20 protein-coding genes are annotated in these 25,882 nt (G+C 70.7%); 12 read left to right on the forward strand and 8 right to left on the reverse strand.

Annotation, left to right across the window (positions count from 1 at the left end):
- Positions 1–210: 210 nt before the first annotated feature.
- Positions 211–1,380: an FxsB family cyclophane-forming radical SAM/SPASM peptide maturase gene (locus tag KLK06_RS18815; protein WP_214636763.1), complete on the forward strand. Its 1,170-nt coding sequence runs from the start codon at positions 211–213 to the stop codon at positions 1,378–1,380.
- A complete protein-coding gene (locus KLK06_RS18820; protein ID WP_214636764.1) occupies positions 1,377–2,681 on the forward strand; it encodes an HEXXH motif domain-containing protein in 1,305 nt (434 codons plus the stop codon). Before KLK06_RS18815 ends, KLK06_RS18820 begins: the two co-directional genes overlap by 4 nt.
- Here KLK06_RS18820 and fxsT (KLK06_RS18825) read toward each other — a convergent pair.
- Positions 2,641–5,130, reverse strand: a complete 2,490-nt coding sequence (gene fxsT / locus KLK06_RS18825) for an FxSxx-COOH system tetratricopeptide repeat protein (protein ID WP_214636765.1) — start codon at positions 5,128–5,130, stop codon at positions 2,641–2,643. The genes KLK06_RS18820 and fxsT (KLK06_RS18825) overlap by 41 nt on opposite strands.
- Positions 5,131–5,480: 350 nt before the next feature.
- Positions 5,481–8,009, reverse strand: coding sequence for an FxSxx-COOH system tetratricopeptide repeat protein (gene fxsT, locus KLK06_RS18830; RefSeq protein WP_308168324.1), 2,529 nt, complete (start codon positions 8,007–8,009; stop codon positions 5,481–5,483).
- Between the two features lie 152 nt (positions 8,010–8,161).
- Between fxsT (KLK06_RS18830) and fxsA the strand changes: the two genes are divergently transcribed.
- Genes fxsA through KLK06_RS18850 form a run of 4 tightly spaced genes read left to right on the forward strand, consistent with a single transcriptional unit; the run spans position 8,162 to position 12,083 of the window.
- A complete protein-coding gene (gene fxsA / locus KLK06_RS18835) occupies positions 8,162–8,350 on the forward strand; it encodes an FxSxx-COOH cyclophane-containing RiPP peptide (protein ID WP_214636767.1) in 189 nt (62 codons plus the stop codon).
- Positions 8,351–8,410: 60 nt separating this feature from the next.
- Positions 8,411–9,301 carry an SIR2 family protein gene (locus tag KLK06_RS18840; protein ID WP_214636768.1) on the forward strand — a complete coding sequence of 297 codons (891 nt, stop codon included), beginning with the start codon at positions 8,411–8,413 and terminating at the stop codon, positions 9,299–9,301.
- On the forward strand, positions 9,298–11,301 hold the full coding sequence (locus tag KLK06_RS62360) for a tetratricopeptide repeat protein (protein WP_214636769.1): 2,004 nt from the start codon (positions 9,298–9,300) through the stop codon (positions 11,299–11,301). The genes KLK06_RS18840 and KLK06_RS62360 overlap by 4 nt, the downstream gene beginning before the upstream one ends.
- A 56-nt stretch (positions 11,302–11,357) precedes the next feature.
- Positions 11,358–12,083: a maleylpyruvate isomerase family mycothiol-dependent enzyme gene (locus tag KLK06_RS18850; protein WP_214636770.1), complete on the forward strand. Its 726-nt coding sequence runs from the start codon at positions 11,358–11,360 to the stop codon at positions 12,081–12,083.
- A 113-nt stretch (positions 12,084–12,196) separates the two neighbouring features.
- On the opposite strand, the gene KLK06_RS18855 is transcribed toward KLK06_RS18850, so the two are convergent.
- From KLK06_RS18855 to KLK06_RS18865, 3 genes are all read right to left on the reverse strand, one after another.
- Positions 12,197–13,177 (reverse strand): teichoic acid biosynthesis protein C, encoded by a 981-nt coding sequence (locus KLK06_RS18855; protein WP_214636771.1) that lies wholly within the window; start codon positions 13,175–13,177, stop codon positions 12,197–12,199.
- 273 nt (positions 13,178–13,450) lie between these two features.
- Complete coding sequence (locus tag KLK06_RS18860) at positions 13,451–14,170, reverse strand: hypothetical protein (protein WP_214636772.1); 720 nt, start codon at positions 14,168–14,170, stop codon at positions 13,451–13,453.
- 71 nt (positions 14,171–14,241) lie between these two features.
- Positions 14,242–15,006, reverse strand: coding sequence for an SDR family NAD(P)-dependent oxidoreductase (locus KLK06_RS18865; RefSeq protein WP_214636773.1), 765 nt, complete (start codon positions 15,004–15,006; stop codon positions 14,242–14,244).
- A 175-nt stretch (positions 15,007–15,181) separates the two neighbouring features.
- Here KLK06_RS18865 and KLK06_RS18870 point away from each other — a divergent pair, with 175 nt between their 5' ends.
- Entirely contained in the window at positions 15,182–15,844 is a 663-nt protein-coding gene (locus KLK06_RS18870; RefSeq protein ID WP_214636774.1) for a TetR/AcrR family transcriptional regulator, read from the forward strand.
- On the opposite strand, the gene KLK06_RS18875 is transcribed toward KLK06_RS18870, so the two are convergent.
- A complete protein-coding gene (locus tag KLK06_RS18875) occupies positions 15,841–16,860 on the reverse strand; it encodes an ADP-ribosylglycohydrolase family protein (RefSeq protein ID WP_214636775.1) in 1,020 nt (339 codons plus the stop codon). The two genes, KLK06_RS18870 and KLK06_RS18875, sit on opposite strands and share 4 nt — an antisense overlap.
- 37 nt (positions 16,861–16,897) lie before the next feature.
- On the opposite strand from KLK06_RS18875, the gene KLK06_RS18880 reads away from it, so the two are divergent.
- The gene (locus tag KLK06_RS18880; RefSeq protein ID WP_214636776.1) at positions 16,898–17,890 is read left to right on the forward strand and encodes a 1-aminocyclopropane-1-carboxylate deaminase/D-cysteine desulfhydrase; all 993 of its coding nucleotides are present in this window, start codon (positions 16,898–16,900) and stop codon (positions 17,888–17,890) included.
- Here KLK06_RS18880 and KLK06_RS18885 read toward each other — a convergent pair.
- Together KLK06_RS18885 and KLK06_RS18890 are read right to left on the reverse strand one after the other, a co-directional pair.
- Positions 17,829–18,557: a TylF/MycF/NovP-related O-methyltransferase gene (locus tag KLK06_RS18885; protein WP_214636777.1), complete on the reverse strand. Its 729-nt coding sequence runs from the start codon at positions 18,555–18,557 to the stop codon at positions 17,829–17,831. The genes KLK06_RS18880 and KLK06_RS18885 overlap by 62 nt on opposite strands.
- Before the next feature lie 107 nt (positions 18,558–18,664).
- Positions 18,665–19,411, reverse strand: coding sequence for a SpoIIE family protein phosphatase (locus tag KLK06_RS18890; RefSeq protein ID WP_214636778.1), 747 nt, complete (start codon positions 19,409–19,411; stop codon positions 18,665–18,667).
- 264 nt (positions 19,412–19,675) lie between these two features.
- Between KLK06_RS18890 and KLK06_RS18895 the strand changes: the two genes are divergently transcribed.
- The 4 genes from KLK06_RS18895 (at position 19,676) to KLK06_RS18910 (ending at position 25,874) form a co-directional block, all read left to right on the forward strand.
- Entirely contained in the window at positions 19,676–20,830 is a 1,155-nt protein-coding gene (locus tag KLK06_RS18895) for a sensor histidine kinase (protein WP_214636779.1), read from the forward strand.
- Positions 20,827–21,945, forward strand: coding sequence for a hypothetical protein (locus KLK06_RS18900; RefSeq protein WP_214636780.1), 1,119 nt, complete (start codon positions 20,827–20,829; stop codon positions 21,943–21,945). Before KLK06_RS18895 ends, KLK06_RS18900 begins: the two co-directional genes overlap by 4 nt.
- Complete coding sequence (locus KLK06_RS18905; RefSeq protein WP_250905569.1) at positions 21,915–22,616, forward strand: response regulator; 702 nt, start codon at positions 21,915–21,917, stop codon at positions 22,614–22,616. The genes KLK06_RS18900 and KLK06_RS18905 overlap by 31 nt, the downstream gene beginning before the upstream one ends.
- Before the next feature lie 78 nt (positions 22,617–22,694).
- Entirely contained in the window at positions 22,695–25,874 is a 3,180-nt protein-coding gene (locus tag KLK06_RS18910) for a S8 family serine peptidase (RefSeq protein WP_214636781.1), read from the forward strand.
- Positions 25,875–25,882: the final 8 nt, after the last annotated feature.

The raw sequence follows: 25,882 nt of genomic DNA on the forward strand, positions 1-25,882 counted from the left end.
GGACGAAAGACATGTGAGTGAATGACCGTCAATCTAGGAAAGCGCTTTCCGGTCGTCAAGGTGGACCTTGGAGCCGGCTTTCGGTCGGAAGGTGTCGTGGCTGGCCAGGGCATGACAAAGCCCCTTGCCAAGAGTGAAACTTTCAGGTCCGGGGGCTTCCGTGTGCGTCAAGTGGCCACTGCCGAATGAATAAGCGTAAGGTTCCGCCACGTGTCACGCTCGAACGAAGGATGGCAGCCGTGGCCTTTGTGCCAGTTCATCCTAAAAATACACAGTAGATGCGACCTGAGGTGCGATTATTGTTATGTCTATGAAATGGCCGATCAAAGCTGGAAAGAGCAGCCGCGTCGGGTTTCAAAAGACGTCATCGCACACACCGCCTTCCGGATCGCTGAGCATGCTCACGCGCACCGGATGCCTTCCGTCCACCTGATCCTGCATGGCGGGGAGCCGCTCCTCGCCGGTGCCGACCACATCGCCCATACCGTCCGCGCCGTCCGGCAGGCCCTGGGGCCGAGCGTCCGTCTCGACGTCAGCCTGCAGACCAACGGGATGCGCCTCGACGAGACGTACCTGAAGCTGTTCGATGATCTCGGAATCCGCGTCGGCGTCAGCATGGACGGCAGCGCCGACGATCACGACCGGCATCGGCGGCGGCCCGATGGGAGCGGTAGCCACGCCACCGTCTCCGCCGCGCTCGACCTGCTCACCGAGCGCTACCTCCACCTGTACGGCGGGCTGCTCTGCACCGTCGACCTCGACAACGATCCCCTCACCACCTACGAGGCGCTGCTCCGATCCGGGCCGCCCCGGATCGACTTCCTGCTGCCGCACGGCAACTGGGCCGAGCCGCCGCCCGGCCTGCCCGCCGAGGACGGCGCGACGCCGTACGCCGACTGGCTGATCCCGATCTTCGACCGGTGGTACGGCGCGGCGCGCAGGGAGACCGAGGTGCGGCTGTTCGCCGATATCCTGCACCTCCTCATGGGCGGCACGTCGTCGAGCGAGACCCTGGGGCTGGGGCCGGCCCGGATGGTGGTGATCGAGGCCGACGGCGGCATCCAGCAGTCCGACACCTTGAAATCCGCCTATCCCGGCGCTCCGGTCACCGGGTTCCACGTCGCCCGCGACACCTTCGACGCGGTGCTGCGGCATCCGGCCGTCATGACCCGCCAGCTCGGCGCCGAGGCCCTCGCGAAGGAATGCCGGGACTGTCCAGTCCTGTCCGTCTGTGGCGGCGGCCTCTACGCGCACCGCTACGACCCGGACAACGGTTTCGGCAATCGCTCGGTCTACTGCGACGACCTGTTCCGCCTGATCGATCACATCCGCGGCGAAGTCCGACGCGACGTCGCCACCCTGCTGGAAGGGCGCCGATGAGCCTCAAGCACCACATCATTCCGGACGAGCACTTCCAGGCGCTGGGCTCGGGCGGCGGGGGCGCGGAGGCGGCCCGCCTCCTGCTCGGCGCCCAGCACAGCAAGCACGTCCTGCTCCTGCACGGGGTGGGCCGCGCGGCCCCGGAGGCGTACCGGTTGCTGAGCGCGGCCCAGGGGCACCGGCCGCGGGCGGTGGACGCGGTGCTCCGCCATCCCGCCGTCGGCGCCTGGGCCTGGCGTACCTACCACGCACTGGCGACAGGGGCCGGCGGACACTCGCCCGCCCGGCTCGCCGCCGTCGCCGCCGCGGCGGCCGTCCGTTCGGGCATGGACTTCGAGATCGAGGTGCCCGCCGACGAAGGCGGCATCACGCTGCCGTCGCTCGGCCGTGCCGTGCTCGCCGGCCCGTCGGCGAGGGTCCGGCGCGCGGGCGGCCCGGTGGAGGTGATCGGCGAGGAGACGGTACGCCTTCCCGACGACCTCCACCAGGACGCCCCCGGCTGGCAGGCGCTGCGCCGCCTGGAGGTAACGGCCCAGGGCAGGACCCTCACGCTCTGCGTCGACGACCTCGACCCGTACCGGATGCCCGGCGCCCGGCTGGCCGCGGACCGGCTGTCCGAGGACGAGCTGGCCGTCTGGCGGCAGGCGCTGCGGAGGGCGTGGGAGCTGCTGCTCGCCCACCACGGGACCGTCGCCGAAGAGGTGTCCGTGGCCACGAGCGTGCTGACGCCGCTGACCGACGTCCCCGGCGACCAGATCAGCGGCAGCTCCCGCGAGGCGTTCGGCTGCGTCGCGCTGTCCACGCCGCCCGACGCGACGACGCTGGCGCTGACGTTCGCGCACGAGGTCCAGCACGGGAAGCTGTCGGCGCTGCTCGACGTAATCCCCTTGCTGCGGCCCTCCGGCGACAGGCGCTACTACGCGCCGTGGCGCAACGACCCCCGCCCGCTGGGCGGCCTGTTCCAGGGCGCGTACGCCTATGTCGGGGTCAGCGGGTTCTGGCGCAGGCAGCGGCGGCACGAGCAGGGCGAGGCCGCGCTCGCCGCGAGCGCCGAGTTCCACCGGTGGTGGGAGGCCGCGGTGGGGGCGACCCAGGTGATCGCCGACAGCGGGTTCCTCACCCCGCCCGGCGAGCGCTTCGTCGCCCGGATGGCCGCGACCCTGCGGGCCTGGCGGGACGAGGAGGTCTCCGGCGAGGCCATCGAGAAGGCGCACCGGGACGCCGCGGCCCACCGCGCGATGTGGGAGGAGCGCAACGGGATCACGCCGTCGTCTCCAGGCGGCGTGACAATTCCTGGATGAAGTCGCGGGCGTCTCCCCAGAAGACGGCCGCGCGCATGTTCAGCCGGGCGATCCGGGCCAGGTGATATTTCCTGGCGGCCTCCTCCATCCCGCCGGGGCCCGGATCGTACAGCGCCATGATGTTCCTCCTGGGGGTGGAGACACCCGACAGGAGGGACATCAGCAGGTCGAACGACGAGGACCGCGGGTTGTAGCCGATCATCAGGAATGGGTACGTCACCAGCGCCCCGACGATGTCCGGCGACCATTTGCCGTGCTCGACCCGCAGGCACCTCAGGCGGTCGCTCTCCGACAGCACCAGCGAGCCCGGCAGGTCGTACGATCCGGCCAGATGGCACACCAGGGGCCGTTCGGGAGTGGGCGCGACCACCGGCTCCGCCGCCCCGAACTCCGGCCGCCACGGCAGCACCTTCATGACAGGTTCTCTGCCCGCGCGCTGCAGCGACTGCGTGAGCTGGCCGTGGTAGCTGGTGGTCAGGTAGGAGGTGGCGGGCACGTTCGCGAGGAAGGCGTGCGGGTCCTCCTCGTCCTGCTGCTCCCATTCCCGCCGCAGTCCCTCAAGGATCTCCTCGGCCATGGCCGACTGGTCGGGCAGCGTCACCGCGTAGTCGAGGACGGACTCGAAGTTCCACGGGTCCGCGAACGGGTAGCCGAGCCGGCCGGCCCACTCCCAGCTCATCGCCCGTACCCTGGCGGCCTTCTCCCTGGAGATGTCGCTGCCGACGATCGGGGTGCAGTCACCCGTGGTCACCTGGTAGATCAGCCGCGCCCAGTCGTCGCCTTCCATCTCCCGCGCCATGAGCGCCCTGCGCGGCACGGCCGACGCGGGCGAAGGCCGGGGGACCGCACTGTCGTAAACGGCCGAGCGGGCCCCGGCTTCGGGCGCGACGCCGCTGTAGCGCTCGGCGCCCTCCCCGTCGTTGATCGCCCGGAAGTACGTGACCAGCCGGGCGACGAAGCCCCGCACGTCCTCGTCCGTGGAGTCGGCCAGGGACGACGCCTCGGCGTGGCCGGCCAGCTCGGCGTAGCGGGGGAAGTTCGCCCGGTCCTCCGGATCGCCGCAGTCGGATCCGGCCAGCAGCCGGTGGACGTCGTGCCGGGCCCGCTCCCGTTCCTCACCGGTCATGCGTTCCTTGACCGTCGACTGGAGCAGGCGGTGCACCTGGACCGTGCCCTGGCCGGCCAGGCGGACGAACCCGTAGCGGGTCAGCGCCCGGATTGCGTTGTCGGCCAGCACGGGATCCTGGAACACGGCGAGCGACTCGCCCGACAGCGGCAGGCGGCCCTGGCGCAGCAGGCCGCGCGAGATCGACTCCGGCCGCAGGAACGCGCAGCGTTGCAGCAGGTACAAGGCCTCCGGACAGGTCTGCCTGAGCGTCTCGAAGCCCAGGTCCCACGCCGATGCCAGGCCGCGCCCGTAGTCGACCGGCGGATGCTTGTCCAGCATCCGGCCGGGCTGCTCGCGCAGCCGCGCGACGTAGGCCCCGGGGGCCAGGCCGGAGCCCTTGATGTAGGTGACCGCCTGCACGACGCCGAGCGGCATGTCCTCCAGCTCCTCGGCCACCTGCCCGGCCTCGTCGACGGACATCCCGGGCACCCGCCGGGTGAGCAGCTCGACACTGTCCCCGCGCTCGAACGCGCCGACCTCGATGGGGACCGCGACCTCGTCCCATGCGGGTTCGCGGGAGGTGATGAGCACATGCCCCGTCCCGCCGCGCGGCAGGAACGCCCCCACGGTCTCCGGATGCCCCGCGTTGTCGAACACCATCATCCACGGCGCCCAGCGGGAGTCCTCCCGCAGCAGCTTCAGCGTCTCCGAGACGATCTCGGCCTCGTCGATGTCCCCGTCCAGCCGCCTGCCGAGCGAGGCCAGATCGGTCCGGATCAGGCTCGGCTGCTCGGCCCTGATCCACCAGACGGTCACGTACCTGGACGCATGCTGGCTGATGTACTCGGAGGCGAGCTGGGTCTTGCCGTGCCCGCCGGGCCCGACCAGGCACACCGGCCAGTCCGTCTGCGCGAGCATCGCGGTGTCGAGTTCGGCGAGCAGTTTCCGGCGGCCGGAGAAGTGGCCCCTGACCGGTGGCGTGCCGCCGCCCAGGATCCGCGGCAGGGAATCGTCGCGATCGTCCGGTGCCGGCTCGGCCGCCTGACTCATGCTCGCGGCGACGCTCCGGTGCCGGTCCAGCCACCCGCGGACGTAGGCCTCCTCATCGTCCTCCAGGCGCAGCCCGTTCTCCCGCCCGAAGGCCAGGCAGGCGCGGACGAACGCGTCGACGAGCGGCCACGAGGGCGGTCGCTTGCGGTCGCCCTCCAGCAGGCTCTGCACCGTGCTGGGCGCCAGCCGCTCGGGATTCAGCCGCCGCAGTTCGCGGTAGGACGGGCCGCCGGCGCGCCCGCGTAGTTCGCTGAGGGCGGCGATGAAAGCCTGGAGGGATTCTTCGGGCATCGTCCCCCCTGTCGGATTCTGTACGAAGTCATTCAGGATTATCCGCTTTATCGGAGCGTTCCACCAAGGAGATGTACCGGGTCGTCCAGACTCTTCCTGCATTGACCAGGATCATTGCGGGACACCGCCACCCCCGGCTTCCCTGCATACAGGACATATCGCAAGGGAGGCACAATGTGGCCCGAAACCATCCTGCTTTTCTCGGCCGCCACTTTTCTACTGGGTGCGCTGCGTTTCCTGATCCTGTTCCTGGGGCTTCGACTTACGCTCCGCAAGGCGCGCCAGAGCGATCATGCGGCCTTATATCACGACTTCGCCATGGCGATGAGAGGCGCCCATCCGGGGCCGGATCAGATGGGGGGCGGGTCGAAGTCGCAGTCCATGCGCGCGCCCTCTTCCAGGGCGAGCCGCGCGTCGGGATGATCGAGGCCCATGGCTCCGGCGTAACCGCGCTGGGCCTCGGCGTACAGCGCGTCGGCCTCCTCTTGCCGGCCGCACGCGCGCGTGTCGAGGACGAGGTTGGACAGGCAGGCGAGCAGCTGGGGATATTCGCCGCTGAAGATCCTGCGCAGCCGGGCGAGCGTCTCCGTGCCCAGCCGCATCGCCTCCTCGTGGTCGTCCAGTGCGGCATGGTCGCTGGCGAGGTTGACGGCGCAGGTCAGGGCGTAGTGATGGTCACGGCCGAGCCTGCCGTCGAGGCCGGTCAGCGCCCGCTCGTCGGTGCGCATGGCCGCCTCGGCGTCGCCGCGCAGCCTCTGGAGGACCGCCAGATTGGTCGCGCAGCCGTACACATAGGGGTGGGTGTCCCCGTAGATGGCCTGGTATCTCGCCACCGCCTGCTCGGCGATGTCGTAGGCGGCGTTGATGTCGCCGGTCGCGCGCAGGGCGTTGGACAGGTTGCTGGCCGCCGCGACCGTCTCGGGATGGTGATCGCCCATGATGCGCTGCAGGCGCGCGTGCACGTCCTTGGCCAGCTCGAGCGAGCCGTCGAAGTCGCCTGCCCGGCGCTTGGCGATCGACAGGTCGCGGGCCGTCTTCAGGGTCCACAGGTGCTCGGCGCCGAGTTCCTGGACGCCGTAGGCGTAGGCGTCCTCACCGAGGTCGACCGCCTCCCGCGAGTCGCCGCTCAGCCGGACGGACCTGGCCAGGCCGTTCCAGTTGTTGAGCACGTCGGCCTCGCCGATCCGCTCCTCGCTCTCGTTCTGCTTGCGGTGCACGACGTCGTGCAGGGCCCTGGCCGCCGTGTAGTCGCTGTTGAGGCCGTAGTCGATGGCCAGGTTGTTCATGATCTGCAGGGTCGCCGGCGCCTGCTCGCCGAACACGGTCGTGTGCTGGGTCTGCAGCCGCTCGTCCAGCTCCCTGGCCGCCGACCAGTCGCCGGCGGCCCGAAGGTCGGCCGCGAACCCGCTGCTGAGCACCAGGGTCTCGGGGTCCTCCGGACCGAGCACCTCGGTCATCTTGGCCAGCGTGGCGCTGTCGAGGTCGTAGGCGGCCCGGTATTCGCCCAGCTCGCGGATGATGCCGCCGAGGTGGCGCTGGGCGATCAGCACGTCGGGGTGCTCGGGCCCCGACCTCTCGGTCCACCGCTCCACGAACCGCTCCGCGAAGATCCGCGCGGACTGGTAGTTGCCTGATCGATAGAGGTAGTAGAGGACGTCGCGGACCATGGTGCGGACCGCCGGCTCGGCGCAGTCGGCCACCTGCGAGGGCAGGATGTGCGCGATCAGCTCGTTGTAACGCCCCCAGCTTGCCGTCTCGTCGGGCACCTTCGGCGCCGCGCCGGCGAGCAGGAGGTGCACCTCGTGCCGGAAACGGCGGCGCTCGTCCTCGTCCAGCTCGTCCCGCAGCAGCGCCTGGACCAGCCGGTGTACCTGGATCGTGCGCGCCTGCGAGTCGATGGTCGCCAGCGCGAACCTGCCCAGCTCCCTGATCGCCCTGGTGAGCAGGATCGTGTCACCGAAGATGCTGCTCAACCTGGCGTCGGACGCCTGATGGCCGGCCCGGCGGAAGACGTCGCGCGGAATCGGCTCCGGGCCGAAGAAGGCGCAGCAGCGCAGCACGTCGACGGCCTCGGGCAGCTTGCTGCGCAGTTGCGCGACCGACAGTGCCCACGCGGCGGTCATGGGCATCGGGTATTCGGACGGCTTGCTCTCCGAAAGCAGCGCGCTGGTCTGCTCTTTCAGCAGCCGGAGATAGTCGTCCACCGAGATGCCGGTCTCCACGTGCAGCGCGCCCGCCTGCTCCAGCGCCAGCGGGAGGTCACCGAGCTGCTCCGCGAGCCGGTCGGCGTCGGTGCTGGACAGTGACGCGCGCCTGGAGAGGAACTCCACACTCTCCTGGCGGTCGAAGACGTCGACCGCGACGGTGTCGACGATGCCCTGCCAGCGGTGGTTGCGCGAGGTGACGATCACCTGCCCCGGCCCTTGGGGGATGAGCTCGCTGATCTCCTCCGGCTGGTCGGCGTTGTCGAAGACCAGGAGCCAGCGGTCGTACGGTTCGCCGCGGCGCAGCGCGTCGAGCACCGCGTCGGCCGCGTCCTCGGCCCCGCTCCGGGTGGCGGCCTGCAGGCCGAGATGCGGCGCCAGACCGGCCAGCGATGACTTGACCAGGACGGGCTGATCGGCGGGGATCCACCACACCACGTCGTATTCGGACCTGAACCGATGCGCGTACTCGACCGCGAGCTGGGTCTTGCCCACTCCGCCCAGGCCGTGCAGGGCGTGCGGGACGACGGCGGTCACCTCGGTGGACAGGCCCGCGTGCAAGCGCTCCAGCAGGACGGACCGGCCGGTGAAGTTGACGTTGCGGGCGGGGACCTTGCCCCAGACCTCGGGAACCCGTCCCGACGTTCGGACCGACTCTGGCTGCGAACCTGTCACGTCACGCCTCCGGCTGACGACCACATCCGCCGTCATCTTAGAGCGTTTCGTGCCGCTCGAACATTTACGTCTCCCTTACGGACGGCGCCATATGGAGACCGATAGGGTTGGCGTGATTTTTGTGTCCCGAGTTCCGGAACATAGGAGCTTCAATGAGCGATGAGCTGACCGAACCGCCCGGCCTCGTCGATGTGAGCGGCTTGTCGCTCGCCGACCTCGACAAGGTGGACGAGTCAGCGCTCGCCCATGCCCTGCGGATGTTGCTGCGTGCGGGCGAGGACGCGATGGGACCGATCGCGGGGTTCAGCCAGAGCATCGACGGGCCCGCCGCGACCGGCTAAAAATAGGGACGTACCTCGTGCTCCACGCCCTCATCGTGCCAGGAGAGCAGGTCGTCCCGGATGAAGGACTCCGACTGGGCCCGGCTGATCGATCAGCTCCGTACCGGTGACTGCACGCCGTTCATCGGTGCGGGGGCCAGCGACGGCAACCTCCCGTCCAGCGGGGAGTTGAGCCGCGAGTGGGCGGCCCGTTTCGACTATCCCTTCGCTGACGATGGCGATTTAGCCAGAGTTATGCAGTATGTCCGTAGTGTCCTTGGCGACTCCGGGCTCAAGCACGAACTCAGCCGCCGCCTCACGGCGATCGGGCCGCCCGACTTCACGGCTCCGGGCGAAATCCACTCCTCCATCGCCGGCTTTCCCATTCCGGTGTTCCTGACCACCAATTACGACGACTTCCTCGTACGGGCGCTCCGCGGTTGCGGCAAGGAGCCCAGCGCGGCGATTTGCCCGTGGCACGAGGGTGTGCCGTATGACAGAAACCTGTTCGAGCGGGGCGCGGGAATACGCCCCGACGCCAACCGGCCGATGGTCTACCATCTCCACGGAAGCACGAGCCTCCCGTCGTCCATGGTGCTGACCGAAGACGACTACATCGACTTCCTGGTCCACCTGACGACCGCGCGAGCACAGAACAACCGGCACGTGATTCCGCCGATCATTCTCGACGCCCTGGCGAACCGGCCCCTGCTCCTTCTCGGCTACACACTGCAGGAATGGACATTTCGGGTGCTGTTCCATGGACTGATCAGACGTTACCCGGCCATCCGCCGCCGGCGTCATGTCAGCGTTCAGCTCACACCCGAGAACGAGAACGTCAAACCCGGAGCCGCCCTGCGCGCCAAGGAATATCTCGACCGGTATTTCGACGGATGGGAGGTCTCCATCTTCTGGGGCACCCCCCGCCAGTTCTGCGCGGAACTGGACGAGCGGATGGGGAACCGGTCGTGATCGCCGAGCCGCCGACCGGCGCCTTCGAGGCCGAGCCGTACGTGGGCCTGCGTTCGTACACCAAGGACGACCAGGAGCGCTTCTTCGGGCGCGACGCCAAGGCGTACGAGATCTCCGTGATGTGGCAGGCGCACCGGCTCACGATGCTGCACGGACCGTCCGGAGTGGGCAAGACGTCCGTGCTGGCGGCGGGAGTGCTGCCGGAGCTGGCGGACAAGCGGGTGGACGTGCTGCCGATCGGGCGGCTCTCCCACGGCTCCGCCTTCCCGATGGCCGCGCTGCCCGAGCGCAATCCGTTCACGGTGGCGCTGCTGTCGTCGTGGGCGCCGGGCGAGTCGCTCACGCGGCTGTCGGGGCTCACCGTCCAGCAGTTCCTGCGGCGTCGCGGGCCCAGGATCGACAAGTACGGCGACCCCATCCCCATCCTGGTGGCCATCGACCAGGCCGAAGAGCTCTTCTTCGACTTCCCGTACCGCCAGGGCTTCCGCGACCCCTTCATCGCCCAGCTCGCCGAGGCCCTGGACGACAACGAGGACCTGCGCCTGCTCCTGTCGATCAGGGAGGACTACCTGGCCAGGCTCATGGCCCACGGGGAGCCGCTGCGGAGCGGCGGGCCGTCGGCGTCGGTGGTGCTGACCCCGTTCCAGGAAGAGGAGGCGCTGGCCGCGATCAAGCAACCGCTCGCCGGAACAGAGCGCTCCTACGCGCCCCAAGCCGCCGAGACCCTGGTCAAGGAGCTGCGCACGGTGCGGCTGCACGGCACCGGCACCCCCGCCTCCTACACCGTGGACACCGTCGAGCCGGTGCAACTGCAGATCGTCTGCTCCGCGCTGTGGAACTCCTGCCCGCCCGGCCTGACGGTCATCACGCCGGAGTACGTGGAACGGCACGCGGACATCGACCGCTCCCTGGGCGACTTCCTCGACCAGGCCCTCGCGGAGATCGCGCACGACCACGAGATCCCCGTCGACCGGCTCAGCGCCTGGCTGCGGGAGAACTTCATCACCACCCTCGGCACCCGCGGCACCGCGTACGAGGGCGAGACCCAGACCGCCGGCATGCCGAACAGCGTGGTCAAGGCGCTGATCGACCGGCACGTGCTCAAGGCGGAGATGCGTTCGGGCTCGCGCTGGTGCGAACTCCAGCACGACCGGCTGCTCCAGCCGGTGCTGCACGCGCTCGGCGGCGCGCGCTCCCAACCCGGCTCCGGCCAGGCGCCCATGAGCGCCGCCGAGCACCTGCGCGTGGCCGAGCAGGTGCTGGCGGACGGCGACCTCGCGCTGGCCGAGACGCACGGCGAGAAGGCCAGGCGGTCCTGCGGTGAGGACGAGCTGCGCACCCGCGCGGAGATCGAGTCCTTTCTCGGCAACCTCGCGCACGCGCGCGGCGACTGGTCGACCGCCGAGCGGTGCTACAAGCAGGCCAGCCAGGTGTACGAGCGGCTGCGCGACACCCCGGCCGTGGGCCGCTCGCTGGCCGCGGCCGGCCGGGTGATCCTGCATCAGGGCCGTCCGGACGAGGCCATGAACGAGCTGCGATCCGCCGTGGGCCGGGTGCCGAGCGACCTCACCGTCCAGGTCGAGCTGGCCATAACGGTGTGGCACACGGGCAACCCGCAGGCGGCGCTGGCCATCCTGCACGGCGTGCTGTCGGTGGACGGCGACACCCCCATCGCGCTGCGGGCGCGTGGCGAGATCCTGGCCGACCTGGGCAAGCCCGTACCGGCGTTACGCGACCTCGACCGGGTACGCGAGCCCGCCGAACCGGCCACCATCGCCGCCCGCGCCCTGGCACTGGCCGAGCTGGACCGCGTCGAGGAGGCGTCCGTCGAGGTGGAGGCGGCCCTGGTCGGAGGGCGTGATCACGGTCTGGTGGCGTACCTGTGCGCGCGGGCCCTGTCCCGGCTGGGCGACCGCGCCCGCGCCGCCCAGATCGCCCGCGACGCGACCCGGCCGCCCCTCACCTCCTACCAGCGCAGGGTCCTGGCGGACCTGCTCTGACGTCGGCGTCGGTGCTGTCTGCCTTAGCAGAATATTGTTCGGTAGACTTGTGCCCCATGACGGACATTTTCGACGACCTCGCAGCCGAGTACGAGCAGTTGGACGCCGTCCTGGCCGCTCTCGCCCCCGCCCGGTGGTCCCACCCCTCGGCCGCGGCGGGCTGGACCGTCTCCGACGTGGTCCTCCACCTGGCCCAGACCGAGGAACTCGTCGCCGCCTCGGTAGCGGGTGACGACGTCGTGGTCGGTGGCGAGGGCATCGACGCCGTGGCGGACACCCTCGTGGCCGCCCAGCGCGACATCACCCCCGCCGACCTCCTGGCCCGCTGGCGCACGGCCGCCTCCGCCACCCCCGCCGCCCTGCGCGCCCAGCCCAAGGGCACACGTCTGTCGTGGGTGGCCATCCCGCTGTCCCCGGCGACCCTTGCCACCACCCGTCTGGCCGAACACTGGGCCCATGCCTACGACATCACCGCCCCGCTCGGCATCCCCTACCCCGACACCGCGCGCCTGCGCCACATCGCCTGGCTCGGCCACCGCACCCTGCCGTACGCCTTCGACGTCGAGGGTGTCGAGGGTGGACCCGTCTACTGTGAGCTCACCTCACCCGACGGCGACCTCTGGCGCTTCGGCGATCCCGCCGCCCCCTCCACCATCACGGGGCCGGCCGCCGACTTCTGCCGCGTCGGCGCCCGCCGCCTGGCCCCCGCCGACTCAACGCTGAAGGCAACGGGCCCGCACGGCCTCCAGGCACTCGCGGTCCTCCGCAACTACGCCCTCTGACGGCTCCGGGCGGCGTCGTCGATCGGCGCGGTCACGGCTGGACATGCGCGGGCAGAGGCCCTGAGCGGGGTATCCGGCCTGAGGACGCCCTGCTCCGGGCGTCTGGAGCAGGACTAGACCAAGGTGTTCTTGTAGATGATGGCGACCTGGCGGGCGCCGGACTCGCCGGTGGCGAAGCCGAAGCACAGGCGTGGGCCGGCGGCCGTGAGCTGGATCGCCATGCCCTCCGGTTCGCGGAAGGTCAGTGACTTCCAGGCCTGGGTGAAGGAGCGCTGTACCACTGCGCCGTTCGCCAGGTCCACGGAGGTGAGGTAGGTGTTGCCGGGGGAGGGGTTGTCGTCGCTGTACGCGGTGCCGTCGAGCAGGTACAGGTACTGCCCGTAGGCCGTGTACCCCTGGAATGTGCCCAGTCCGGCAGGCTGGGTGATGTCGTACAGGGGAGTGGGGTTACCGCCCGCCTTGACCGCCGAGAGGGTGAAGGCGGTGAAGTGGCGCTGGCCGTTGAGGACGTATCGCATGATGAGGCGGTTGGTGGAGGGGTCGATCGCGCAGGTCGTGCTGCCGGCGCCGGCGACCGGCGCGTACTTCGTCAGGGCGGTGGACGCGGTCGTGAGCGTCTGGCCGTTCACGAACTTGAACCGGGCCAGCTTGCTGCCCCAGGAGGTGGAGCCGTCGGACACCCCATCCGTTTCGGTCCAGAGGTAGGCCGACGTGCCCGACGGTTCCACCCCGATCTGGACGCCGTGCCCGAATCCCGTGAGGTACATGTGGCCGAGGATCGCACCGGCCAGGCTGAGCTTGGTGACGCACAGGTTTCCCGCGGCGGCGGAGCCGGAGCCGTTGCGTACCTGCACGGTGTAGAGGTGGCCGTTGACGTTGTCGAAGGCGAAGGACTGCAGCACCGTCTCGTCGTACAGCGCCGTTCCGGTCATCAGCGCCGCCGGGGAGGAGGTCAACTCGAAGCGGTTCGCCGCGCGTACGGCGGCGGTGGCCGGGGTGCCGCGTAAGCCGGTGAGGCCGAGCGCCACCGCGCCCATCCCCGCGCTGAGCAGGGCCCTGCGGGTGACCGCGGTCCCCGGAACGGTACGTAACATGCGTCGGCTCCTATCTGTCAGACGGCACAGCAAGATCGGGACATATCATGGCGACTTTCGCCACCCAGCGATGCCGATATGACGGAAATTTCCGGACATGCGGCTGTCGATTTCCCGCCTCGTCGTTCGTCTTGCTGCGTGACTATCTGGTAGCGACGAGGAGGATGCGATGAAGTACGCCATGCTGATCTATCAAGGCACCGCGCTTGAGCGACAGGCCGCGCTCCCCGAGGAGGAGCAGCAGCAGGTCCGCGCCGACTACCAAGGGATCAGTCAGACGCCGGGCGTCACCCCCGGGCTGCCGATGGGCCTGCCCGAGAACGCGACCACCGTGCGGGTCGAAGACGGCAAGACCTTGACAACCGATGGCCCGTTCGTCGGGATGAAGGAGGCCGTCGGCGGTTGGTCCAGCCACCTCCACGCGGTGCCGTCCCAGCGCGCGACCATGCCGCGGTCGGGCACCTCGCAGGACCCGGACCGCTCGAAGCCGCCCTGCGTCACCAGCCACACGTCGTCGTGGGCGCGGGCCGCCATGCCGAAGAAGGTGCCGGCCGGTGAAGGAGGGCAGCCAGGCGCGGGGGCAGGGGGGTGGTGGCCCATCCGGACGCGTCCCCGTCGTAGCACCGTGGCCGGTCCCGAGGGATGGATCACCGCCCACACCTCGCCCTTGCCGGGGGCGGCGACGCGCGAGATCTGGTCAAGGTCGCCGTACGGGCTCGGCTTGCGAACCGGTTTCCACGAGCGGCCGTCCCAGTGGCTGAGCCCGGATCCGGAGTAGTCGTCCGGGCCGCCGTGTTCGGAGATCCAGACGTCGTCCTTGGCCCCGACGGCGACCAGCCCACGATCGTATGCGCTGGCCCATGGCCGGTACACCCACCGGCCGCCGGCCAATCCCTGCCCCGCGTACGTCAGCCGCCACTTGGCCACCCGCTTCGCGTGCTCGTCCCCGCCGCACACCGCGAGCAGGAGGACGAGGACGGTCACGAATCTCATGGCCGATCATGATATTTCCCGTATCCGCCAGTACACCTCCGGAACGGTCTCGACGAAGGCGCGCCGCCGGGCTAGACCGCGGCCCAGCCGTTGTCGACGGGAAGGACGACGCCGTTGATGTTGCTGGCGGCGTCCGAGGCGAGGAACACGATGGCGGCGGCCTGTTCGTCCGCCTCGGCGGGACGGCCGACGTTGTGCATGTACGCGCCGATGGTCTGCGGGCCATGCGCGGCGGGGTCGGCGTCGACGATGATGCCGGTCTTGGTACCGCCTGGGGCGATGGCGTTGGCGCGGATGCCGGCGTTGCGGTACATGACCGCGACCGACCGGGTGAGTCCGACGATGCCGTGCTTGGAGACGGTGTACGCGGTGCCGGCCGCGCTGCCGCGCAGGGCCGCCTCGGATGCGGTGTTGACGATCGCGCCCTTGCCCTTGGCCAGCATGTGCGGCAGTGCGGCGCGGGTGAGCAGGAACGGCGCGGTCAGGTTGACCCGGATCACCCGTTCCCATTCGGCGTCGGAGACGTCGGCCGTGCCGGACATCTGGTCCATGATGCCGGCGTTGTTGACCAGGACGTCCAGGCCGCCGAAGGTGTCCACGGCGGTGGCGACGACCTGGCCGACCACCGCGGGGTCGCTCAGATCGCCGGTCACCGCCACCGCGGTACCGCCAGCCTCCTGGATCTCCGCCACGACGGCCTTGGCGGCCTCACCGTTGAGGTCGGCCACCACCACCTTGGCCCCCTCTTGGGCGAAACGCAGAGCGGCGGCCCGCCCGATGCCCGATCCGGCGCCGGTCACGATGACGCTGCTGTCTTCCAGGCCACTGCTGCTCATGTTCCGCTCCCTCGCGGTCGTACGTCATGGGGCCTCATCAGGGCTACAGGTGCCCGCCGATAAGACCTGGTCAGGAGACCGTACGACTTTTTGTCGCTAAGCGCCAGATAGTCAGGAGGCGACAGAAAGTGGTAGCGTCCCAGGGTCGTGTGCACGACAGGCTCGGGAGGTAGAGGTGTCTCGCGACGCACGGGCGCCGGTCGGGGTGGCCACGACTCGCTCCACCGCGCGGATGGGGCGCCCGCCCCTGACCGAACGGCGCAAGGCCGCGACCCGTCTGGAGATCGCCCGAGAGGCGGTCCGCCTGTTCACCACCAACGGCGTCGGCGGCACATCCGCGGAGGAGATCGCCGCGGCGGCCGGAATCTCCGCTCGCACGCTGTGGCGCTACTTTCCGAACAAGGAGAGCTGCGTCCTGCCCTTGCTGACCGGCGGGATCGAAGTCACCAGGCGCTGCCTGCGCTCATGGCGCCCCGACCAGGGAGTGACGGAGCTGCTCGACGCCATGCAGGGCAGTGCCGGCGAGCTCGCCGCCGACCGAACGGCGCTGCTCAACCTCGTACGGCTGACCGGCAGCGAGCCGGGACTACGCGCGGTGTGGCTGGAGGCGCACAGGGAGGCCGAGCCGGTTTTCGCCGCCGCGCTCGCCCAGCGCGCCGGGATGTCCAGCCCCGACCTGGTCATCACCGTGCAGGCCGCCATGATCAACACCGCGCTCCGGACGGCGGTGGAGCACTACGCCTTCCACACCGACCCGGCCGCCGCGGAGGATGCGGGTCTGCTGGAAGCGACGGTCAACCAGGCGCTGCTGGCCGCAGCCCGCGGTCTCTCCCCCTAAGGGAGGTGGTCACGCGCGGCCAAGAGCTCGTCGGCGAGGCGCTCGATCGTCTCCCGCCCCTCCAGCGGACGCGACCACTCGGCCGGGAACACGGCGGCGCCGTGCGCGGCACCCAGGAGGTTGCCGCAGACCGAGCCCGTGGAGTCGCTGTCTCCCGAGTGGTTGACCGACAGCAGCATCGCCCGTTCGACCGACGGCTCCACCAGTGCGCAGTAGACCCCGATCGCCAGCGCCTCCTCGGCGACCCACGCCCCGCCGAGCGACTCGACCGCCTCCGGCGTGTGCTCACCGCCGCGGGCCAGCTCGTCCGCCGCGCGGAGCGCGCCGGCCGTCTCCTCATGCCGGGGGTAGGTGGCCAGCAGATCCAGGGTGTCCTGTACGGCGTGCGTCAGCGGCTTCCCCGCCACCAGGAGCGCGACGATCGCGGCGAACGCCCCGGCGGCCAGGGAGCCGGTCGGATGCCCGTGGGTGATCTGCGCGCAGGCGGCGGACAGTTCGAAGGCGGCCCGCGGGTCCCTGACGGCCAGGCCGAACGGTGCCGAGCGCATGACCGTGCCGCAGCCCTTGGAATCGGGGTTCACCGGGCCCGGCTCGCCGAGCGGGGCCGGGCCGGGAAAGTGCCGGTGCAGCCCCGACAGGCAGGCGTTGCCCGGTGCCCGCCGGGAGTACAGCCAGCCCTCCTCGCGCAGCCGGCCCGTACGATGCGGGCGGTCCGGGGGCGGAGGTGCCGGATGGTCCTGGGTGTCCAGCCAGCGCTGGTACGCCTGCCGTACCGACTCCACGGCGTCGTCCGCGGTCTCGGCGCGGGTGAGGCCCTCCACAGTGAAGAGCGTCATCTGCGTGTCATCCGTGATCAGCCCGGTCTTGCCCCGCCAATCGGTGACATATGCGGAAATGCCGTCGTTGCCCCAGTTTTTGCGGATCTCCCTGAGTGACTGGAACTCGATCGGCGCCCCCAGCGCGTCGCCGATCGCCCCGCCGAGCAGGCAGCCTCGAACTCGATCCCGGACATCCATGGGAAAATCCTGCCAGGTCCCCAGACAGGAGGAGCCCATGATTCTCCCCATCGAGGACACTCCGCTGCACCGGCTGCCGAATCTGGCGAGGCACCTCGGCGTGGACGCCGACCAGTTGTGGGTCAAGCGGGAAGACCTGACGGGCCTCGCCGGCGGCGGTAACAAGGCCCGCAAACTGGCCGCGATCGTCGCGCACGCGGTGGCCCAGGGATGCGATCACCTGGTGACCGGCGGGGGCGCGCAGAGCAACCACGCCAGGATGACCGCCGCCGCGGCCAACATCGCCGGCCTCGACTGCGACCTTGTCCTCACACCGGGCAGGCCAGGCGACGAGAGCGGCAATTTCCTGCTGGACCGGATACTCGGGGCGCACATTCACCGCCTGGAGGCCGCGGCGATGCCGTACCACGAGCTTGAGGCCGCCATCCAGGCACGCGCCGGCCGGCTGGCCGAGCAGGGGCGCAGACCGTACGCCATCCCGATCGGCGGCTCGTCGGCGCTCGGCGCGGCCACGTACATACCGGTGGCCCGCGAGCTGAGGCAGCGGCTGGACCCCGACCTGGTCGTGGTGGCCGCCGGCTCGGGCGGCACGCACGCCGGCCTGGTCGCCGGCTTCGGCGACCACGGCAAGGTGCTCGGCGTCGACGTCGGCGCGCGCCCCGGGCTGAGCGCGGCGGTGGAGGAGCTCGCCGCCCAGGCGGCGAGCCATGCCGGGCTGCCCCGGCCGGCGGGCCGGTGCCAGATGGACACCGCGCAGGTCGGGGCGGGGTACGGGGCGCCGACGGACGCGGCGCTGGTGGCGCTGCGGGTGGCGGCCAGGACCGACGCGTTGCTGCTCGACCCCGTCTATACGGCCAAGGCGATGGCGGGCCTGTTCGCCGTGGTGCGCGCTTCGCCGGGAATGCGGGTGGTGTTCCTGCATACCGGTGGTCTGCCGGGGTTGTTCGCCTCGCGGTACGCGGGGTGGCTCACCAGTTCGCCGCCAGCTTCCTCCGCAGACGGATCGGGAACAGCGGCGGGGCCTTCCTGACCTCGCGGGCCCCGATCACCTGGAACAGCGCTCGCCTGTCGGTCATGGCGCCCTTGCCGCTCGGTTCCCTGCCGAACATCGCGACCAAGGCCGTCCTGGTGCCCGTCTTCTCGCTCCACTCCACCAGGGCGCGGCACTCGGCGGGATCCTCGCCGAAGAACTCGTCGAACAGCAGCAGGCACCCGTCGGACAGCAGCGGGGTCACCCACGCCAGCGCGTGGGCCGTGGCGGACTCGAGGTCGGCGTCGAAATGGACCAGGCTGACCTGGTTCACCTCGGCGGCGAGCTCAGGCGTGAGGGAGTCCTCGAAGAACCCTTCGACGATCCGTACGCCCCTGAGCCGTGGCACCGGCGTCGCGAAGGTGCCCGCCCGCAGGTTCTCGTAGCTTTCCGGAAGCCCTTGGAAGGAGTCGCAGGCGTAGATCCGCTTCCTGCGTTGCCGGCGATCCCAGAGGCTGCTACGCCACAGCTCATCCCTGATCACCCGGGTGGAGTACCCCTTCCAGACGCCGAACTCGACGATGTTGCCGGGCACGGCGCGGGCCAGTTGCACGGACAGCTCGATGACCTGGGCGCGGGAGGGGAAGGTGACCTTGCCCCTGATCCCCGTCCAGTCCCCGGGCACGCCCCGTAACCACGTCTCATCGAGCAGCCGGCTGTCGGCCATGAAGGTTCCTCCGCTCGTCGCGGCTCCGGCCCCACCGGAGACCCTCCTCATGGAAGCAGTGCCGACGCGCTCGGACCATGCAGAATTACCTACCGCCACGGGAAGCTTCAGGTAGTGACGTAGTCCGCGATGACCACGGTCGCGTCGTCCTTCGGCTCCACGGCGGCCATCTCGTCGAACACCCTGTCCAGGCAGGCGGCGGGAGACGGCCCACCGGCGAACAGCTCCCTCATGCGGGGGACGCCGAGGGCGCGGATCGCGCCGTTCGTGACGATGACGACGCGGTCACCCGGACGCAGGGACACGGTGCCGACCTGCGGATCGTAGGCCAGGCCGATCTCGCGCGGCACTGAGCCGTCCGCCAAGGAGCGCGGCGTGGTGAGCGGATGCGGCGGCTCGCTTCTCGCGCAGTGCCAGATCGCGCCGTCGCCGACGTGCGCGAAGCGCAGGCACGGGCTGTCCTCCAGATCGAGGATGATCAGATCCAAGGTGCTGACCAGGCCGGACGTGGCGGGATCGCGCAGGGAGGCGGTACGCACGGAGTGATGTACCGCCTGGGCCCAGTTGTCCATGTCCGCCTCCTGCGTCCCGGCGTAGTGGGGCCGGGCGGCGACCACGGCACCCAGGGCCAAGGCGGCTGAGGGGTTGCCGTCCGCGCCGCTGGCCGCCGCGATCAGCCGTTCCTGGATGACGTAGGCGTCGGACGGCCGGCGGTGCGAGCCCTCGTACGTACCGCCCACCGCCGACAGCCGCGGCCGCGCCACGGGCATGCCGGGCGGCCAGGTGCCGCGGTGACCACGAACCGCCATCACGGACAGGCAGGAGAGCAGAATCGTGATCACGATGAAGGTCATGAGGTCCCCTCTCGTCGCGGTCATCGCGACACGCGCCCAGTAGACGCCCGCGCGCGACGATGACGGCTGACGGCCGATCAGCCGTCATGCGGCCCGGCCGCCGGTGGTCCAGGGTGCGAAGACGCGGTGCCTACCGCAGGAGAGCCGGCCCGAGGAAAACAGCCATGCGGACCCACGACCCCATCCGCCGCCACACCCCGCTCGCCCCTACCGGGTGCGTTATCGTGAGACCCGTTTTGTGCTCTCATCGCGAGCGGACGGCGCATGGCTCACCCCGGTTCCACGAGATACGACTCGGCGGCCAGGCAATTGGACAAGGCCATCGCGCGTACGGCCGCGGGAGCGCGTGTCGCCGTGGGCCTGGTGGCGGTCATCGCCGCGACGATCGGCGCCGTCCCGCCGGTCTCCGCCCGGTGGCTGGCGCCCCTGCTGGTGGTGGAACTCGGGTGGACCCTGCTGTTCGCCCGCCTGGTGTGGCGCAGGGAGTTGCTGCCCACCTGGCTGGCGGCCGGTGATGTGGCCATCACCGTCGCGTTATGCCTCGCGCAGCGCGACCTCGTGGCCAGGGAGGCGCTGGAGGCCGGCGCGAGCTGGATCGCGGGGCTGGTCACGATGACCATCGTCGTCGCCGGGGTCGCCTGGCCGCCCAAGGTGGTCATCCCCACCGGCGTGGTCATCTCGGGGGCGTATCTGGCCGGGGCGCGGCTCGCGACCCCTTCCTCGAATGTGATCATCACGACGGGGACCCATCTCGTCCAGATTCTCTCGATCGTGGTGCTGATGATGCTGCTGCGGCGCTCCTCGGCCTCGGCGGACGCCTTCTTGAGAGAGAGCGCGCGCGCCGAGATCGCGCTCATGGTGGAGCGGCTGCGGCGCGAGGACGAGCTGCGGCAGGTCGGCAGCATCCACGAGACGTCACTGCACACGCTGACGATGGTCGGGCTGGGCACCTACGACGGGCCCTCGCCGACCCTGCGCGACCAGGCGGCGACCGACCTGTCGGCGCTGGAGAAACTCCGTGACACGCCGCGCGCCGGCTCCGCCTCCATCGCCCTGGACACCCTGCTGGAGGAGGTGGCCGGGCGGATGACGGGCCTGGACGTCCGCCGGAGCCTGCAGCCGGAGACCGTGCCCGGGGACGTCGCGGAGAGTTTCGCCCGCGCCGTCACCGAAGCCCTGGCGAACGTCGCGCTGCATGCCGGCGTACGCGAAGCGGAGCTGCTCTCGAGCAGGCACGACGGCGAGATCCGGGTGGAGGTCGCCGACGAGGGCCGCGGGTTCGACCAGGACCGGCTGCCGCCCGACCGGTTCGGCGTGCGCGGATCGATCCTCGACACGATGCGGTCCCTGCCGAACGGCGGCGCCGAGATCTCCTCCGGCGGCCAGGGCACCCGGGTGAGACTGTGGTGGCGGCCGTGACCGAGGAGATCGAGCAGGTCGCGCAGCGCTATGCCCGCTACACCGCGATCGGCGCGGTGATGATCGCCCTGCTCTGGCACACCGGCTACGACCTGACGGTCACGATCACCGGCTGGAACGACTTCCGCTGGCCGGCAGTGGCGGCGGCGTCCTGGATCCTCTACACCGTGATCGCGGTGGTGGCCGCACGGGCGCTGCTGCGTACCTCCAGCGGGCCGCCCAGGGGCCGCGAGCTCGCCCTCCCCGTGCTGGCCCTGGACATCGCGGTGATCGTGGCCTGCTACCCGAAGGACCTGATCGCCCCCATCGACTGGGGCTGGGGCTCGGTCGGCTGGCTCGGCGTCATGCTCCTGTGGAACCGGCCGCACGGCAGGGGCGAACTGCTCGCCTTCCTCACGGCCAACGCCGGCATCATGCTGGCGGCCATGGCCGTGACCGGGACGCTCGACCGCGTCTCCATCGCCAAGTACCTGATGGTCGAGGTCGGCAGCATCACCCTGCAGCTCGGTTACCTGGCGGGCTGTCACACCCTCCGCGTCCGCGCCGAGGACGCCGTGCTGCTGGCCCGCCGGCTCGCCGCCGACGACGCCTGGCGGGAGTCCGCCCGGCGCATCCACGCCGACCGGCTGCGCAGGTACGACGCCATCCGCGACGTGGCGGAGTCGCTGCTGAAACAGCTCGCCGACGGCGCCGATCCCGGTGATCCCCGCGTCCGCGCGGACTGCACGGCCGGGGCCATGCGCTTGCGCCGCCTCATCACCGAACGGGAGGATGTGCCCGACGAACTGGTGTCGGCGCTACGCGAACGCATCGACGCGGCCGAACGGCGCAAGGTCCTGGTGACGGCGCCGCCGTTCGGCGAGAACCTGCCCGACCTGCCCGAGGGCGTACGAGAGGACCTGCTCAGAGCGCCGATCCTGGCACTGGACGGCGCCAGATCGCGGGCCAGGGTCACCGTGTCCGCGATGTCCACCATGATGAGCGTGGCCGTCGTGGCCGACAACGACGACCTGCCCATCAGCCCGACCCCGATCCGCGAGCCCAGCGGGGTCGTCGTCACCTATCAGCGGCAGGGAGGGGAGGTATGGGTCAACAGCATCTGGCAGGGCCCGTGACGGTCGCCTTGGTGGAGGACCACCAGGTCGTGGTGGACGGCGTCAGATCGTGGTTCGGGCCGCCGAGCCCGGTGGAGCTGGTCGCCCAGGGGTCCACGATCGAGTCCGTCCGCGGCACCGCCGCCGACGTGCTGATGCTCGATCTCAACCTCAACGGCACCCTGGTCATCGACCGCGTCGCCGAGTTGTGCGGAGGCGGGCAGCGGGTCATCGTCTTCTCCGAGCACGAGGAGCCGGAGACGGTACGCGCCGTGCTGGACGCGGGGGCTTCGGCGTTCATCGGCAAGGGCCGGGCCACCCGGGAGTCCTGCCTCGAGACCATCCTGGAGGTGGCCGCCGACAAGCCGAGCATGACGCCGCCGATGGCGCAGGCGATCGCGACGGACGAGGGCCCGCACCGGCCGCAACTGTCGGACAAGGAGCGGGCCGCGCTGCTGTTCTGGTTCCAGTCGATGTCGAAGGCGTCCGTGGCGGCCCGGATGGGGATCAAGGAGCGGACCGTACGCCAGTACATCGACCGGGCCCGGGTCAAGTACGCGGCGGCGGGACGGCCCGCGCCCACCAAGGAGAAGCTGCTCATCTGCGCCATCCAGGACGGCCTCATCCGCCCCGACGAGGTGACCGTCTATACCTCCCTGGCCGCGCGGGCGGACAACACCGCTTCGCCGTGAAAGCGATTCCCGGCATCGGCAGATACCAGGTGATCCACTGTCGATGATCCGGAGCGGTAATTGCGTAAGAGTACGAGCGTGGCCGGAGCTTTATTGCTGACCGCCACGATGCTCACGGCGGGCGCCACCCCGCCCGCCGCCGCCGAGCCACAGGACCGTGAGCCCGCGTTGACCGGCACCGTCACGCTGGTCACCGGTGACCGGGTGACCGTCACCGACGGGCTGAGCGCGCGGGTCGAGCCGGGCGAGGGCCGGAAGGACGTCACCTTCTCCACCCACCTGAGCGGCGGGCGCCTGCGCGTCGTGCCCAGCGACGCCGTCCCCCTGCTCGGGGACGGGCGGCTCGACCCGCGGCTGTTCGAGGTCACCACGCTCCTGGAGTACGGCTACGACGACCGGCGGCCCGCCCTGCCGCTCATCGTCACGGGAACACCCGCACCACGCGGCCTGACCGGCGCTTCCGGCATCAGGACGCTCGGCGCGGTGGGCGGCTTCGCCGTACAGGAGAGGCGGTCGGACGCGGGCCGCTTCTGGAAGGACATCACCGGCGGGCGGGCGAAGATCTGGCTCGACGGCAAGAGGCGGGTGTCGCTCGACGCGAGTGTGAAGCAGATCGGCGCGCCCGCAGCGTGGGCGCGGGGCTACACCGGGGCCGGGGCCAAGGTGGCGGTGCTGGACACCGGCATCGACGCCACCCACCCCGACCTCGCGGGCAAGGTGTCGGCGCGCGAGGACTTCACCGAGACGCCCGACGAGCGCGACGTGGTCGGGCACGGCACGCACGTGGCGTCCACGATCGCCGGGAGCGGCGCGGCCTCCGGAGGGCGGTACCGCGGTGTGGCCCCGGACGCCACGCTGCTGGACGGCAAGGTGTGCGAGTCGCTGTACTGCTCGGACTCCGCCATCCTGGCGGGCATGCAGTGGGCCGCCGAACAGGGCGCCCAGGTGGTCAACATGAGCCTCGGCAGGCCCGACACCCCGGAGAGCGACCCGCTGGAGCAGGCCGTCGAGACGCTGACCGAGAAGTACGGCACGCTGTTCGTGGTGGCGGCGGGAAACAACGGCCAGGATCGCGGGATCGACTCCCCGGCCGCCACGGACGCGGCGCTGGCCGTGGGCGCCGTCAGCAAGTCGGACGAGCCGGCCCCGTTCTCCGCCAAGGGGCCGCGGGTCGGCGACGGCGGGCTCAAGCCGGACATCACCGCCCCGGGCGTCGACATCACCGCGGCCCGCGGCAAGGACAGTCCCGGAACAGGCTCGTACGTCAGCAAATCGGGCACCTCGATGGCCACCCCGCATGTGGCGGGCACCGCGGCCCTGCTGGTGGGCCGGCACCCCGACTGGAAGGCCGCCACCCTGAAGGCCGCGCTGATGGGCTCGGCCAAGCCGGACCCGAAGATCGGGATCTTCACTCAGGGCGCGGGCCGGGTCGACGCGGACCGGGTGACGACGCAGGAGCTGACCACCGAACCGCCGGGGCTCGGGTTCGGCACCCGACAGTGGCCGCACGACGACGACCAGCCGATCACCAAGAAGCTGGTCTACCGCAACCACCTCGCCACCCCGGTCACGCTGGCCCTGGAGGCGCGGGCCGGCAAGGCGTTCACCGTGACGCCGAGCACCCTGATCGTCCCCGCCGGCGGGCAGGCCGAGGCGAGTGTCACCGCCGACACCGGCGCCGACGTCGCCGACGGCTTCCTGGGCGGGTACATCGTGGCGACCGGCTCCGACGGTGTGTCGGTGAGCACGCCGGTGGCGGTGGAGAAGGAGATCGAGAGCTATGACCTGACGGTGCAGCACACCGACAGGCAGGGCGAGCCCACCGGGCTCTACGAGATGTCGATCTGGAGGCTGGATGCCGACCAGTCGCCGATCGTGGTGTTCGGCGGGGAGAGCACGATCACCCTGCGCCTGCCGAAGGGCAGGTGGCTCCTGGACACCGCGATTCTCAGCGAGGACGGTGTCACCCAGCTCGTCCACCCCGGGCTGAACCTGGACAAGTCCCAGACCGTGGCGGCCGACGCCCGCCTCGGCAGGCCGCTGTCGGTGAAACCGCCCCGCGCGGACGCCGTGTCGCTGCTGAGCGAGGTGATCTTCCAGGTCAAGAGGCCCGACGGCGGTGTGGAAAGCTCGGGCTCGATCAGCAGGGACTGGGACCACAGGTTCACCGCCCAGCTCGGACCCGACCGCGACTACGAGGGCTTCCTGACCAAGGTCGCGGGGCAGTGGGCCGCCTCGAAGAGCGGCAGTCCCTATGCCTACCGGCTGGCCTGGTTCGTGCGCGGGCGGATGGTGACCGGATTCCACCGGGAGGTGGCGCAAAAGGACCTCGCGGCCATCCACACCGACTACGCCCGCCACCTGCCGGACGCGCAGGCGGAGTCGGCGAGCCGGGCCTGGCCCCGCGACGCCGCGATCTTCTCCTACCTGGCGCCGACGCCGTTCGGCACGCCGTTCACGCAGACCGAGTACGTCAACACCGACGACGGCATCCGCTGGCAGCGCTTCCTGTGGGAGTACGGCGCCGACGGCCGCGTCAACAGGTTCGAGTCCGGTTTCGCCCGCTACGCGCCCGGTCGGGAGACCACCGAGCGGTGGAACCGCGGCGTGTTCGGACCCTCCGTGCCGCTGGGCGATCAGCTCGGCGGCGTCAGCGCCGGCCGGGCCGGTGACGTCATCTCGACCGACCTGTGGATGTACGGCGACGGCCGGGGCTCGCTCGGCTACTCCTCGCGCGCGACCGAGCACACCGCCCTCTATCGCGACGGCGAGCTGGTCGGCGAGGTGCCGTCCTTGACCGCCGACTTCCCCGTGCCCGCCGGGGCGGCGACCTACCGGCTGGTGGCCGAGGCCGAACGCGGCGCACCCGCCGTCCTGTCCACCCGCTCGTCGATCGCGTGGACGTTCCGGTCGGGGAACACCGGGGACGCGCCCGTCCGGCTGCCGGTGTCCGTGGTGCGCTTCACGCCCGCGCTCGACGCCCAGAACGCCGCACCCGCCGGACGGCCGTTCGCCGTGCCGGTCACCGTCCAACCCCTTCCCGGCAGTACGGCGGGCCACTCGCGCCGGCTCTCGGTGGATGTCTCGTACGACGACGGCACCACCTGGGCCAAGGCCGAGGTGCGGGACTCCAAGGTCATCCTGCGCCATCCGGCCGGCGACGGCTTCGTGTCGTTGCGGGCGAAATCCAGTGACGCCTCCGGCGACACCGTCGAGCAGACGGTGATCCGCGCCTACCGGATCGCCGCCACGGCCTGACAGACCCG

The sequence above is a fragment of the Nonomuraea sp. NEAU-A123 genome, from assembly GCF_018603905.1.
GTDB lineage: Bacteria > Actinomycetota > Actinomycetes > Streptosporangiales > Streptosporangiaceae > Nonomuraea.